Source organism: Dinoroseobacter sp. S124A (assembly GCF_049801015.1).
Taxonomy (GTDB): domain Bacteria; phylum Pseudomonadota; class Alphaproteobacteria; order Rhodobacterales; family Rhodobacteraceae; genus Dinoroseobacter.
Window position 1 is genome coordinate 1 of the sequence record NZ_JBNAGD010000015.1, and the last position, 12,684, is coordinate 12,684.

At 66.9% G+C, this 12,684-nt stretch carries 12 protein-coding genes; 5 read left to right on the top strand and 7 right to left on the bottom strand.

Translation table 11 applies throughout. From position 1 onward, the window contains the following. On the bottom strand, positions 1–183 hold a 183-nt coding region (locus ACP15I_RS21665), incomplete at its 3' end, for a hypothetical protein (protein ID WP_424976652.1). 425 nt (positions 184–608) lie between these two features. Between ACP15I_RS21665 and ACP15I_RS21670 the strand changes: the two genes are divergently transcribed. Next, complete coding sequence (locus ACP15I_RS21670) at positions 609–2,972, top strand: hypothetical protein (RefSeq protein WP_424976653.1); 2,364 nt, start codon at positions 609–611, stop codon at positions 2,970–2,972. An 86-nt stretch (positions 2,973–3,058) separates the two neighbouring features. Here the strand turns inward: ACP15I_RS21670 and ACP15I_RS21675 are convergent, their stop codons facing one another. Next, a complete protein-coding gene (locus ACP15I_RS21675; protein ID WP_424976654.1) occupies positions 3,059–3,970 on the bottom strand; it encodes a sugar kinase in 912 nt (303 codons plus the stop codon). A gap of 143 nt (positions 3,971–4,113) precedes the next feature. On the opposite strand from ACP15I_RS21675, the gene ACP15I_RS21680 reads away from it, so the two are divergent. Beyond that, complete coding sequence (locus ACP15I_RS21680) at positions 4,114–4,878, top strand: HpcH/HpaI aldolase family protein (RefSeq protein WP_424976655.1); 765 nt, start codon at positions 4,114–4,116, stop codon at positions 4,876–4,878. A 9-nt stretch (positions 4,879–4,887) separates the two neighbouring features. On the opposite strand, the gene ACP15I_RS21685 is transcribed toward ACP15I_RS21680, so the two are convergent. From ACP15I_RS21685 to ACP15I_RS21700, 4 genes are all read right to left on the bottom strand, one after another. Continuing rightward, positions 4,888–6,183: a TRAP transporter large permease gene (locus ACP15I_RS21685; protein ID WP_424976656.1), complete on the bottom strand. Its 1,296-nt coding sequence runs from the start codon at positions 6,181–6,183 to the stop codon at positions 4,888–4,890. Continuing rightward, a complete protein-coding gene (locus tag ACP15I_RS21690; protein WP_424976657.1) occupies positions 6,180–6,740 on the bottom strand; it encodes a TRAP transporter small permease in 561 nt (186 codons plus the stop codon). Before ACP15I_RS21690 ends, ACP15I_RS21685 begins: the two co-directional genes overlap by 4 nt. Positions 6,741–6,773: 33 nt before the next feature. After that, positions 6,774–7,787, bottom strand: a complete 1,014-nt coding sequence (dctP, locus tag ACP15I_RS21695) for a TRAP transporter substrate-binding protein DctP (RefSeq protein ID WP_424968853.1) — start codon at positions 7,785–7,787, stop codon at positions 6,774–6,776. Positions 7,788–7,876: 89 nt separating this feature from the next. Next, positions 7,877–8,953 (bottom strand): Gfo/Idh/MocA family protein, encoded by a 1,077-nt coding sequence (locus ACP15I_RS21700; protein ID WP_424976658.1) that lies wholly within the window; start codon positions 8,951–8,953, stop codon positions 7,877–7,879. A 192-nt stretch (positions 8,954–9,145) separates the two neighbouring features. On the opposite strand from ACP15I_RS21700, the gene ACP15I_RS21705 reads away from it, so the two are divergent. After that, on the top strand, positions 9,146–9,820 hold the full coding sequence (locus tag ACP15I_RS21705; protein ID WP_424968851.1) for a GntR family transcriptional regulator: 675 nt from the start codon (positions 9,146–9,148) through the stop codon (positions 9,818–9,820). Between the two features lie 33 nt (positions 9,821–9,853). On the opposite strand, the gene ACP15I_RS21710 is transcribed toward ACP15I_RS21705, so the two are convergent. Continuing rightward, positions 9,854–10,729 (bottom strand): LysR family transcriptional regulator, encoded by an 876-nt coding sequence (locus ACP15I_RS21710; RefSeq protein WP_424968850.1) that lies wholly within the window; start codon positions 10,727–10,729, stop codon positions 9,854–9,856. 100 nt (positions 10,730–10,829) lie between these two features. Between ACP15I_RS21710 and ACP15I_RS21715 the strand changes: the two genes are divergently transcribed. Both ACP15I_RS21715 and ACP15I_RS21720 read left to right on the top strand, forming a co-directional pair. Further along, complete coding sequence (locus ACP15I_RS21715; protein ID WP_424976659.1) at positions 10,830–11,780, top strand: pyridoxal-phosphate dependent enzyme; 951 nt, start codon at positions 10,830–10,832, stop codon at positions 11,778–11,780. Between the two features lie 28 nt (positions 11,781–11,808). Then, positions 11,809–12,675 (top strand): amino acid ABC transporter substrate-binding protein, encoded by an 867-nt coding sequence (locus ACP15I_RS21720; RefSeq protein WP_424976660.1) that lies wholly within the window; start codon positions 11,809–11,811, stop codon positions 12,673–12,675. Positions 12,676–12,684 lie beyond the last annotated feature (9 nt).

Sequence of the window (12,684 nt, forward strand, 5' to 3'; positions counted from 1 at the left end):
CCCGTCAAGGAAGAACGACGCCGAAAGGCCCAGCTGGGGCAACCATGGCACCTCGGCCTGGATCACCTGCCCGTCGAGCACCTGGGGCGCCAGCGACAGCAGCATGAGAAAGGCGAGCGCCGTGGGAACGGCCGTGAAAGAGGCGCATGCGGTTCGCCCGGCCCGGATCATCACCCCGGGCATGAGGGCGCCAATGAATGGCAGCAATGCGATAATGAAAAGGAGAGGGCCCCCGTGGCTCATAATATGCCCTTACGGATCTTGCAGTCTGCGCCTTGGGTGGCGCCGTTCCGATCAGCAATACAGCAAAGCATCCCCCTTAGCGAGAGACCTTAGATGGCACAATTCGCCCCAGTCCGGGGATCGCGCCGGGCCTGCGGATCCCCCCGGCGCGGTGGGTGCCTGGGTCGCCGCGGCTGATCGCGGCAGGCCCCTCCAAGGCCCGGTGCAGGTAGCGTGTGATCCGGTCGTTTTCACGGTTTTGTTATGGATGCAGAAACAGTTGCCAAGCCATGCGGGACCGGGCACTGTCCCGCCACGGGCCCGATATTTCCGGGATCCCGACGAGAGCCGATTTTAAATATGTACCAATTTGAAAGGTGAGCCTTATGCGCCTTATCGAGTCCGATATTGCCGGATTTTCCAAGAAAGAAGCCCATGACCGCAGCCGCAACCGGCTGTCACAGCAGGGGCAAACCCGTCTCATCCGCCTGCCCGTTTTGACCTATCTCTATGCCGACGGGATGGGCGGGCTGACCGCGCTTCGCACGCTGGTGCAATCGACCCGCGCCTCCATGGATCTGGCCCGGGCCTTTTACCGCGAAAACAGTTTTGAGCGCCTCGATTTCGAGTACCGCGTCCGCTCGGGGATCCTGCCCAATCCGCGGGACTGGCGCGGCAATCTCGAGGGGATCCAGCCGCGTTACAACGCGGCGAGCGGGGTGCTCGAGAATCCCGGGGACTTCATGTCCCCCGAGAGCTACACAGGCTACGCCGCCTTCCGGATCCATGGCCGCGACCCGGCCCGCTTCGGCACCGGGAACGGCAATCCCGTGCTGCGTGAGTATGGCAACATCCATCGCCGCAACATCATCGCGGATCTCATCACCGAGATCGAGGCGGGGCCGGACCATGACTGGGACGACGCCGAAAGCCTGACCGAAATCGCCGACTGGGCCTTTCCGACCGGGGGCGGCGGTTCGGTCTATGTCTGCTCAAGCCAGGTCAACCGCGCGGTGAAACGCACCCTGCCCGTGGCGACCGAGCTGGCCCCCGGCATGCCCTTTCAGGAGATCGTGCTCAGCTCGCAGGGCCCAGGCGCGTCCTCGGCGCAGCTCCATGCCCATGAGCTTGGGCATCTCTTCTTCGGGATCGGCGACTATTACAACCGCCGGGTGGATGGCACGCGCGTGACGCAGGAGGATGCGCTCGGCTATCTCGGCGATGCCAGCATCATGGCCCTGCATTTCGACAGCCCCCACTTCGACGGGTTTCTCAAGTTCTTCCTCAACTGGACCGACCCGCAGCTTGTGGAGCCGAGTTTTGCCAGCCGCGAGATCACGCTGCGCCCGACCTATGGAGCGCCGGGCAATGCGCTGGTGATCCGGCCCGAAAAGAACCGCCGCCCCGGCGAGTTCTTCATCGTTGAATACCGCACCCGGAATGGTCGCACACCCGATGGCAGCGCGATCCGGTTCGACCGCAACTTGCGCAATCCGCTGGAAAACGGGGTCTTCGTCTATCACGTGAACGGCACCGACATCAAAGGCGGCGCGCCGGGCGAGGCGGAGCCGCAGGTCACCCTGATCTCGGGCCAGCCGCGCGAGGCGACCGAGCTGCGCTCCCTGCGGACGGGTCAGAAGCTGGAGGCCAGCGACACAGCCTTTTACGGCGGGCACGAGAACGGGCTGGAGATCGAGGTGCTCGACATCACCGGGCAGGAGGCGCGGATCCGCATCAGCTGGAACCGGGCGCCCCGGCTTGATGTGGCGCGGGTAAGCGGCGGCGATCTGCATGTCTTTGCGCGCAAGGCCGATGGATCGCCCCTCCACAAGCGCCGAACCGGGAGCACATGGCTGCCTGCCCGCACCGAATGGTGGGATATGGGGGGCGAGATCACCGACCGCCCCACGGTCTCTCAGGCGGGCGACGAGCTGTCGGTTTGGGTGCGCGGGGTCAGCGGCGCGCCCTTTCACAAGCGCATGGCCGCCGATGGCACATGGTCGCCCGCCAGTTGGCAGAATATGGGCGGCGAGATCCTCGGCGAGGTCGCGCCCAGCAAGAGCGGTGCGTTCAACGAGGCGCTGGTGCGTGGCATCTCGGGCGATATCTTCGTCAAGCAGAGCCGCAGCACCGGCTGGGCCCCGTCCCTGTTCGGCTGGCACCGGCTGGGCGGCCCGTTCGAGGGACGTCCCCATGGCATCCCCGGTCCCGACGGGCTCCATGTGGTGACGCGCCGCGCGACGGGCATGCCGGTCCATGCCCTGATCCCCAAGGACGCCCTCACCCAGAGCCAGCCGAGCTGGACCGAGCTCGGCGGACAGCTCAGCGCCGATCCCCATGGCTGCGCCCATGATGGCGGGATCCTCGTCTGCGGGCGCGGGATCAGCGGCAAGCTCTTTGCCAAGACGCTGGGCAGCGGGGGGTGGCGCCCATCGGCCACGGGCTGGACCGATCTCGGGGGCCAGATCATGGGCCCGCCCTGCGCCGTCAGCACGGGAGATCACGTGGTGATCTTCGCCACGGGGATTTCCGGCGGGGTCTTCGCGATCCGGGGCACTGGCGGGAGCTGGAGCGACTGGGCCCCGCTGGGCGGGCAGGTCATCGACAGCCCCACCGCATTGGTCAATGGCGACCATATCGAGGTGGTCTGCACCGGGATCAGCGGCAATGCGTTCCACATGCGCTGGGAGGCCAGCCAATGGCCCCCGCCCAAGGACGCCTGGACCAGTCTCGGCGGCCCGCTGATCTGATCCGACCCCAGGGGCGGGCATCGCCGTATTTGGCGTGGATATATATAGTGTCCGGATCCCCGGCCCGCGCCCCGTACCGGGGCGCCCTATGCCAAGGGCCCGGCGGTCGCGCCATAGGCGCGCACCGTCTCGGCGGCGGCCCGCACCGCCTGCGCTGCCGCCGCGCCCGGATCCGACCCGGCCACCAGACCGGCGAGGAACGTACCCGCAAGGCAATCCCCGGCCCCGGTGCTGTCCACAGCCTCCACGGAGATGGCCGGGATCACATGCCGCGCCCCGCCGCTGCACAGGATCGCCCCCGCCCTGCCCCGTTTGAACACCACATGCCGGGCCGGCAGCGCCTCGAAATAGGCCAGCGTCGCCTCCGGATCCTCATGGCCGAGAAAGAGCGCGGCCTCATCCTCGGAGGGCAAGACGATATCCGCCATGGGCAGAAATGCCGTCATGCAGGCCCGCGCCTCCTCCAGCGACCAGAGGCTGAGCCGCAGGTTCAGGTCATAGGAGACCAGCGTCCCGGCCGATCGCGCGATCTGTGCCGCGCGCCACACCGCCTCGCGCATGGGGCGGCTGATCGCCTGGCTCACCGCCGACACGTGCAGCACCCGGGCCGCCTCGATTACGGCAACCGGCAGGTCGTCCGGCCCGTAGAAGCTGGCTGCCGAGCCCCGCCGCGCATAGGCAAACCGCCGCCCCGCCGGGTCCGGATCGATCACGTTGAGCCCTGTGGGATCCTCGGTCCGGCACAGAAGATGGGTGGTCGCGACCCCCTCCTCGGCGCAGAACCCGCGCACCGCATCCCCCAGCAGATCGCCTCCGACCGCCCCCAGCAGCCCGGCCCGGGCCCCCGCCCGCGCCGCCGCCACCGCCGCGTTCAGCGTGTCGCCCCCGACCCCCTGCTGAAAGAGCCCCAGCGCATCGGGCGCATCCGAGGGCGGGCCGGGCAGGCGCACCATCTCGATCAGGGGTTCGCCAAGGGTCAGGATATCCGCATCTGCCATGGCCGCATTTGACGCGGTGGTCCGGGGCAAGTCCAGTGCCCTCCCCGCGCCGCCCGTCGCTGCCGCCCGGACCAAGGCGCTGGTCACGCCCCGCCCCTTGGGTCTACAGTCGGGCTCCGCCGTCTCAGGAAAGGCCACGCCCCATGGACATGCCGAAGAACCGGTTCAAAGCCGCCCTGACCACCGGGGCGCATCAGCTCGGGATCTGGAACACCGTGGGTGGCAATACCATCCCCGAGATGCTGGCCGGGGCCGGGTTCGACTGGGTGCTGGTGGATTGCGAACATGCGGCGGTGGAAACGGTTGAGGTCCTGCCGGCGCTGCAGGCCATCGGCCAGACCCCGGAGGTTTCGGCCATCGTGCGCCCGGCGGCCAATGACCCGGTGTTGTTCAAACGCCTGCTCGACATGGGCGCGCAGACCCTTCTGGTGCCCTATATCGAGACCGCCGCCCAGGCCCGGGACGCGGTATCCGCCATGCGCTATGGTCCCCACGGGATCCGCGGCATGGCCGGGATGACCCGGGCGACCCGCTATGGCCAGGTGGACCGCTACTTCACCGAGGCCGAGACCGAGCTCTGCCTCGTGCTGCAGGTCGAGACCGTCGCGGGGCTCGCGGCGTTGGAAGAGATCGCGACGACCGAGGGCGTAGACGCGGTTTTCATTGGCCCTGCGGATCTGAGCGCGAGCCTCGGCTATCCGGGCCAGTTCGACCATCCGGAGGTTCTGGCCGCGATCGACGACGCCTTTGCCCGGCTGGCCAAGCTTGGCGTGCCCAAGGGGATCATGGCGCTCGACCCGAAAGCCGCGCAGGGCTACATCGCGGGCGGGTCGCAGTTCACGGCCGTGGGGGTCGATCTGGTCCTTCTGGCCGAGGCGACCGCCGCCCTGCGCGCGCAGTTCCCGTAGCCCCGCGCCCTAGCCCTGATAGCCGAAGACACGCGGCAGCCAGAGCACCACATCCGGCGACAGGATCAGGAAGACGAGCGCTGCGACCAGCACCGCGAGGAAGGCCCAGATTTCGGCGATGATCTCTTTGAGAGGAATGCCCGTGACCGCGTTGATCACGAAGAGCAGGATGCCATAGGGCGGCGTGATCAGCCCGATCATCGAGTTCACCACCACCAGCACGCCGAAATGCACCAGATCGATCCCCAGCGCCTGACAGGTCGGGATGAAGAGCGGCACGATCACCAGAATGATCGTCGTCGCATCCAGCACGCAGCCCAGAAGCAGCACCAGCACATTGACCAGCAAGAGAAACATCAGCGGGTGAATCTCGAGCCCGGTCAGCGCCGCCGAGAGCATGGCGGGGATGTTTTCCGAGATCACGATGAAATTCAGGATCAGCGCCCCGCCGATCACGATCCCCACCGCCGCCGAGGACCGGGCGCTGTCCACGAAGATCTCGTAAAGCGTCTTGATCGAGAGCGCCCGATAGAAGAACGCCGCCAGGATCAGCGCATAGAACGCGGCGACGGCGGCGGCCTCGGTGGGTGTCGTCACCCCGCCATAGATCCCGTAGAGCAGGATCACCGGCATCAAAAGCGCGGGAAAGGCCTTGCCCGTCACCCGGGGCAGATCGCGCAGGGGCACGGGCTCTTCCCGGGCGAAGCCGCGCCGGGTCGAGATCAGGTAATTCATCCCCATCAGCACCCCGCCCATCACCAGCCCCGGCACGATGCCTGCCAGAAACAGCGCGCCGATCGAGCTGTTGGAGACCAGCGCATAGAGCACCATGGGGATCGAGGGCGGGATGATCGGGCCGATGGTCGCCGTGGCGGCGGTGATCGCGGCGGCATAGCCGCGGCTGTAGCGGCCCTCCTTGGTCATCATGCCGATGATGATCTTGCCCAGCCCCGCCGCATCGGCCACCGCCGAGCCGGACATGCCGGAAAAGATCAGCGAGGCCATGACATTCACATGGCCCAACCCACCCCGGAACCGCCCGACCACGGCGATACAGAAATTCAGCAGCCGGTCGCTGATCGAGCCGGCATTCATGATATTGGCCGCCACGATGAAAAGCGGGACCGCCAGCAGGATGAAACTGCCATAGAGCCCTTGCAGGATCTTCTCGCCCGTCAGGGCCAGATCCTTGCCGGACATGCCGAGATAGACCAGCGAGGCCAGCATGATTGCATAGCCGATGGGCGTCCCGATCCCCGCAAGGCCGAACAGCGCGATCAGGCACAGGGCGAGCTCGAGGCTCATACCGCTTCATCCCCCTGCCGGATCGCGGGCGGGCCATGCTCGTGGCCGGGCAGCTCGTGATCCGCATCCGGGGGCCCGTTGCGCCAGACATCGACGAAGCGCCACGCATAGCGCAGGCCCACCGCCGCCATGAACACGATATAGATGGAAAAGATCGTCCGCATCGGGATCTTGTCGCCGGTGAACGGGTTGCGCACGGTGGTGGTCTTGCGGATCTTCATCCAGTCCACGTAATCCCAGGTCGGATAGGCCGACCAGACCAGCCCGGCCACGATCGACCCCGCCGCGATCAGGGCCAGCACCCGGCGGATCCGGCGCGGGGCGGCGAGATAGAGAATGTCGAAGGTCACCTGATCCCGCTCGCGCACCAGAAAGGCATTGCCGAAGAACACGATCCAGACCCAGAGGATCAGGCAGAGCTCCAGCGTCCAGCCAAAGGGCTGCACCAGCACGTAGCGCGAAAAGATCTGCAGCAGGAAGGTGATGAACATCGCCGCCAGAAGCGCGGCGGCGATGAACTCTGTCCCGCGGGTGAACCATCTTGTGATGAAACGCATGGGGTCCTCCCGCGAGTGTGTCGGGCGCGGCGCTTAGTTGCCGAGCGCGTTGATCTTCTCAAGCACGCCATCGGGCCAGCTCGACGCCACTTCGCTGCCCACATACTGGGCCTGCACATGGGTGCGGAACGCATCCAGATCCGGGGTGTAGATCTCGACCCCCTTGCTGCGGATGAAGTCGGCCAGGTTGTTTTCCTTGTCGAGCTGCTTCAGCCGGCCCCAGGCGGCGGCGGCATCGGCGGCCCGCTGAACCTGCAACTGCTGCTCCGCCGAGAGCCCGTCCCAGACCTCTTTCGAGAAGGCGATGTAGTTCAGGTCCACCAGATGGGAGGTCAGCGCGATCTGCTTGGTCACCTCATAGAACTTGGCGTCCACCACCGTGGGCAGCGGGTTGTCCTGCCCATCCACGGCGCCGGTCGAAAGACCTGTATAGACCTCGGTGAAGGCCATGGGTGTGGGGGCCGCCCCCAGCGCTTTGCCGAGGAACTGCCACGCATCCGTGCCCGGCATCCGCAGGTTCACCCCGGCCAGATCCTCGGGCGTTTGCACGTCCAGCTCCTCGCGGGTCTGGCGCAGGTTCACATGGCGCTTGCCGAGATACATCACCGACAGAAGCTTGACGCCCAGCTCGTCCTCGACCGTCTTCTTGAACGGATCCATCAGCGGGTCGTTGAAGACGCGCACCTGATGGGCGGCATCCTGATGGACATAGCCCGTGGCAAAGATCGAGAATTCGGGGAAGAACTGCGCCAGCTCCTGCGCCGAAGCGATGGACATGGTCAGGTTGCCCCGGCTGATCGCCTCAAGCTCGGTACCTTGCGCAAAGAGCGTCGCGTTATAACCGGGCTGAAACTCGGCAAACTCGGCGACCATGGGCGCAAAGACCTGCGCCATGGCCTGCGACCGCTGATCCGTCTCAGAGCCTGCCGTGGCCATGGTAAAGGTCATCTTGTGGCCATCGGCCAGCCCGCCACCCGTGGTCGCGGCGACCATTCCCGCCGCAAGGGCCGCGCTCAGCGCCGCCCGTCTCGTGATCCCAGAAAACATGATATCCTCCCTATCGTTTTCATTGTCCCGTGGGGGTCAATCATCTGCGATCCCCCCGTTTCATCAAGCTCTTTCGCGTCGCGCGCGGATCAGCCCGCCTGCGCCACCTCCCTCGGCGCGGCGGGCTGAAGCGCGATGTCCCGTCCCTCGGCGGCGGACAGCTGCATCGCCTCGATCACTTCGAGCGTGCGCAGCCCCTCGCGCCCCGACACAAGCGGGGTCGCGCCATGGGCGATGACATCGGTAAAATGGGCGATCTGGTTGACCAGCGGGTCCGTGGCCGCGCGCATCAGGCTGGTGGCCGAGATCGGCGCCCACCAATCCGGCTCGCCCGCGCCGTGATGCCAGAGCCGCAGATCCGGCAACGAGAGCGCCCCGCGCGACCCGCCGATCATATAGCAACTCTCCGAGGTGGGCGGATAGATCGGATGCTCGCGCGCCGTCATCTCCCAGCTCCACGGGGCGGCGATGCTGTCCGACACGCTCACCGTGCCGATCGCGCCATTGGCAAAGGTCAGGATCGCACTGGACAGATCCTCGTTCTCATAGCCCCGGCGCGCCGGAGCCGCGACCGCCCGCAGCGAGACGACCTCGCCGCACAGATGGCGCAGCAGGTCGATGTCATGAACGAGATTGACTGCCACCGGCCCGGCGCCGGGGCGCTTGCGCCAGTCCGCGATGTCGAAATAGGCATCGGGCTTGTAGAACCAGCAGGTCGCCTGCACCGCGCGGGTCTCACCCAGATCGCCCCGGGCAATCGCCTCTTGCGCGGCCTGAATGATCGGGTTGTAACGCCGGTGATGCCCCACCAGGAGCGGCACGCCCGCCTGCTCCGCCGCCGCGATAAGCTGCACCGCGTCTTCGGCCCGGGTCGCGATGGGCTTTTCCACCAGCACCGGACACCCCGCCGCCACCGCGCGCAGCCCCTGCGCCACATGGAGCGGGTTGGGCGTCGCCAGGATCAGCCCCGCCGCGCCCCCGGCGGCCAGAAACGCGTCGAGATCCGCATAGACCGCGCAGCCGAGCGCGCGGGCCGCATCCTGCGCCGCCGGCTCCGGCTCGATCACCGCCACGAGCGCCGCCGTCCCGCATTGCGCGATGGCCTCCGCATGACGGCGACCGACCAGACCGAAGCCTGCTATGGCAAGCGGCACGGCTTGCGGCATAGGCGCTGTTCCTCCCTGTTCCGCCCGGCCTTTGCGGCTCTGTCTGGCGGCTCCGGTAGGACGCTACCCGGATTCTCGGGGTCTGGCAATTCTATATGATATTTTGAAAGTTTGCCGATTTTTGGCCGAGTTGAATATGTTTCGCGTTTTGCCTAAGGTTTCCGAGAAGACCTCCAGCGAAGGGGACAGGGCATGGGCGCCACCTCCGCCACCGTCGGCGCGACCACCTATCAACGGCTCAAGCATGACATCATCTTCGGCGTGCTTCGCCCCGGGGCCAAGCTCAAGCTTGAACGCCTGCGCGCGGATTACGCCGCCAGCCTCTCGACCCTGCGCGAGACCCTGAACCGGCTGGCCAGCGAGGGGTTCGTGGACGCCCCCGCGCAGCGCGGGTTCCTCGTCACCCCGGTCAGCCCCGAGGATCTGGCAGAGATCGCGCATCTGAGGGTGCTGCTGGAATGCGATGCACTGGAACAGTCCCTCGCCCGGGGCGACACGGAATGGGAGGGGCGTCTGGTCGCCGCCCATCACAAGCTGCACCTGATCGAGCGACAGATCGGCGCGGGGGATCTGTCCAAGACCGAGCTTTGGAAGCGCTATGACTGGGAATTTCACCTCGCCTTGATCGAGGCCTGCGAGTCCCGCAACCTGCTGAGCCTGCACGCGATCCTCTATGACAAGTACCTGCGCTACCAGATGCTGGTGCTGACCAATCGGGGCGAAGCCGCCATGGCCGAGCATCAGGCCATGCTCGACGCCGCCCTTGCCCGGGACGCGGGTCGGGCGAAATCCGTGCTGACGGCGCATATCATGAACGGGCTCGACCACACCCTGCGCGCGATGGCAGACGCCGCGCCCGACGCCTAGACGCCGACCACGCGGCCCGTGGCGCGCGTGACCTCAGGCGGGCACAAGCGTATCCAGCACCAGCCGTCCCATGGCATTCGTGCGATGGGTCGAGAGCTCCACGTCCAGCGGGATCCGGCCATAGGCCGCCGAGATCGGCACCACCTCGCCGCGCCGCATCTCGTCCCGCACCAGCGATTGCGGCACCCAGCCCACCCCGGCCCCGAGCTTGATCAGCGAGACGACACTGGCGGCGAATGCGCTTTCGACCACGACCACCTCGTCGCGCAGCAGGTCCCGCGCCGGGGCATAGGCCCCGATGATGCGGCCGAACTCGCTCTCGGCGGGATAACGCAGGGCCGGAACCGGCTCGGTCAGGGTCTGGTCCTCGGCCAGCAGGAAGCGCAGCGCCCCGCCCACCACCGGCACAAGGGAATCCCGCCGCCAGGTGCGCCGGATCACTGTCTCGTCAAAGGGCAGGCGCGGCGCGCCCTCATATTGGTAGCTCAGGATCAGATCGACTTCGAATTTCAGAAAGAGCGCGATGATCTCGTCCTGATTGCGGGTCCGCAGGCGCACCCGGTCGATCCCGTCCAGCGCCTGGATGCGGGGATAGATCTCGGGGAAGACCGAGGTGGCGAGCGAATGCTGGGCCGCGGCGATGAAGCTCCGCCGCGTGCTCCCCGAACTGCGCCGAAACTGGTTCAGCGTCTCGAGGATGGCGCGGATCTCGACCTCGCGTGCCAGCAGCGCCTCGGTCAGCACGACCTTGTTCACATGCCGTTCGACCAGCGGCGCGCCGAGCCAGTGCTCCAGCGCCTTGATCCGCCGCGAAAAGGCGGGCTGGGTGACATTGCGGCGGAGGGCGGCCGCGCTCATCGTGCCCTCTTCGATCAGGGCGAGCGCGTCTTCGAGCAGGCGGGTATCCATGGCTACCCTTACCAATGGTATGGCTACTATGCCAAGTCGGCACTTTTTCCGGCGGGAATTCTCGGTCTAGCCTTCTCGCAGGTACGAGTTGGGAACAGAATTGACCGTCGCAGACCTCACCAAAGGTCCCGAGACCCGGGCCCAGATCGCCATGCTGGAGCGCGCCCTGGAGGTGCATCCCCGGGTGCGGCTGGGGCAGTTCCCGACGCCGATCCTGCCGCTGGACCGGCTATCCGAGCATCTCGGCGGGCCCCGGGTCTGGATCAAGCGCGAGGATCGCGCGGGTTCCGTTCCAGGCGGCGGCGGTGCGCCGCGCACCCTCGAATTTCTGCTGGCCGAGGCCCTGCGGATCGGCGCGTCCTGCGTCGTGACCCATGGCGCGGCCCGGACGGCCCATCTTCGCCAGACCGAGGCGGCCTCGGCGCAGCTCGGGCTGGACTGCCACGCGGCCCCCACCGCGACCGAGGCGACGGCACTGGTTGCCCGCCTGCGGGCCGAGGGCGCGCAGCCCTACCTGATCCCCGAGGGCGGTTCCAACGCTCTGGGCGCGCTCGGCTATGTGGCATGTGCGGCGGAACTCAGCAAACAGGCCCAGGATTCGGGCATCCGCTTCGACGCGCTGATCCATCCCACGCAGAGCGGCGGGCGTCAGGCTGGCCTCTTGGTCGGGTTGTGCTCCACTGGCAGCGAGATCGATCTGCAGGGGATCAGCGTGCGGGCCCATCGGGACACACAGACAGACCGGATCCACGGGCTTGCCACCGCCACGGCGGATCTGCTGGGGGCGGGCGTGGTGATCCCGCGCCGGGCCCTGCGGCTCCACCCGGCCCCGCCGGCGCTTGCCAGCCACAAGGCGCGCCAGCTTCTGACCCGGCTCGAGGGTCTGACCCTCGACCCCGAGGCGTCGGGCCCGGCCCTGGCAGGCCTGATCGCGCAGTCCCGCGCGGGCCGGTTCGACGGCCTGTCCGACATCCTCTTTCTGCCCACCGGCGGCCACCCGGCCCAGACCGGGGGCCCGCCCCCCTTCGATATGCCTGAGGCTCAGGCATGACCTTCCTCATCCAACAAGGAGATACTCCATGAAACTGACGCAACTCGCTCTGGCCGGGGCGCTCGGCCTTGCCGCCAGCCTCCCTGCCGCGGCGGAGGATTTCACCGGCACGCTGGCCAAGGTCGCCGAGAGCGGCGTGATCACGCTGGGCCACCGCGAAAGCTCGGTGCCCTTTGCCTATCTCGACGAGAACCAGCAGCCGATCGGCTATTCCATCGATCTGTGCATGAAGATCGTCGAGAAGGTCTCCGAGACCGTCGGCAAGGAGCTTGAGGTCCGCTACGTCCCCGTGAACCCCAAGACGCGCCTGGCGCTGATGGCGAACGGGACCATCGATCTGGAATGCGGCTCGACCACCAACAAGCTGTCCCGGCAGGAGCAGGTCGAGTACCTCGCCACCACCTTCGTGACCGGCACCAAGCTGATGGTCCGCAAGGATAGCGGCATTTCCTCGGTCGCGGATCTGGGCGGCAAGGCCGTGGCTCTGGCGCAGGGCACCACCAATGAGCTGGCCGTGAAGGCCGCCATCGAAGAGCTCGGTCTTGAGGACGTCAAGGTTCTGCCCGTTCGGGACCATGCCGAGGGGATGCTCTCGCTGGAAACCGACCGGGTCGATGTCTACGCCACCGACCACATCCTGCTCTATGGTCTGATGTCCAAGTCCAAGACCCCCGAAGACTTCGCGGTCGTGGGCGATTTCCTCTCCTATGACCCTTACGGTCTTATGGTGCGCCGCAATGACAGCGCCTTTGAACTGGTGGGCAAGGCCGCGCTGGCCGAAGTGTTCCGCACCGGCGAGATCATGGAGATCTATTCCAAGTGGTTCGACCCGCTCGGCGTGCCCGCAACCCCGCTGCTGCAGGCGTCCTTCGCCCTGAACGCCCTGCCGGAATAAGACCCTGTC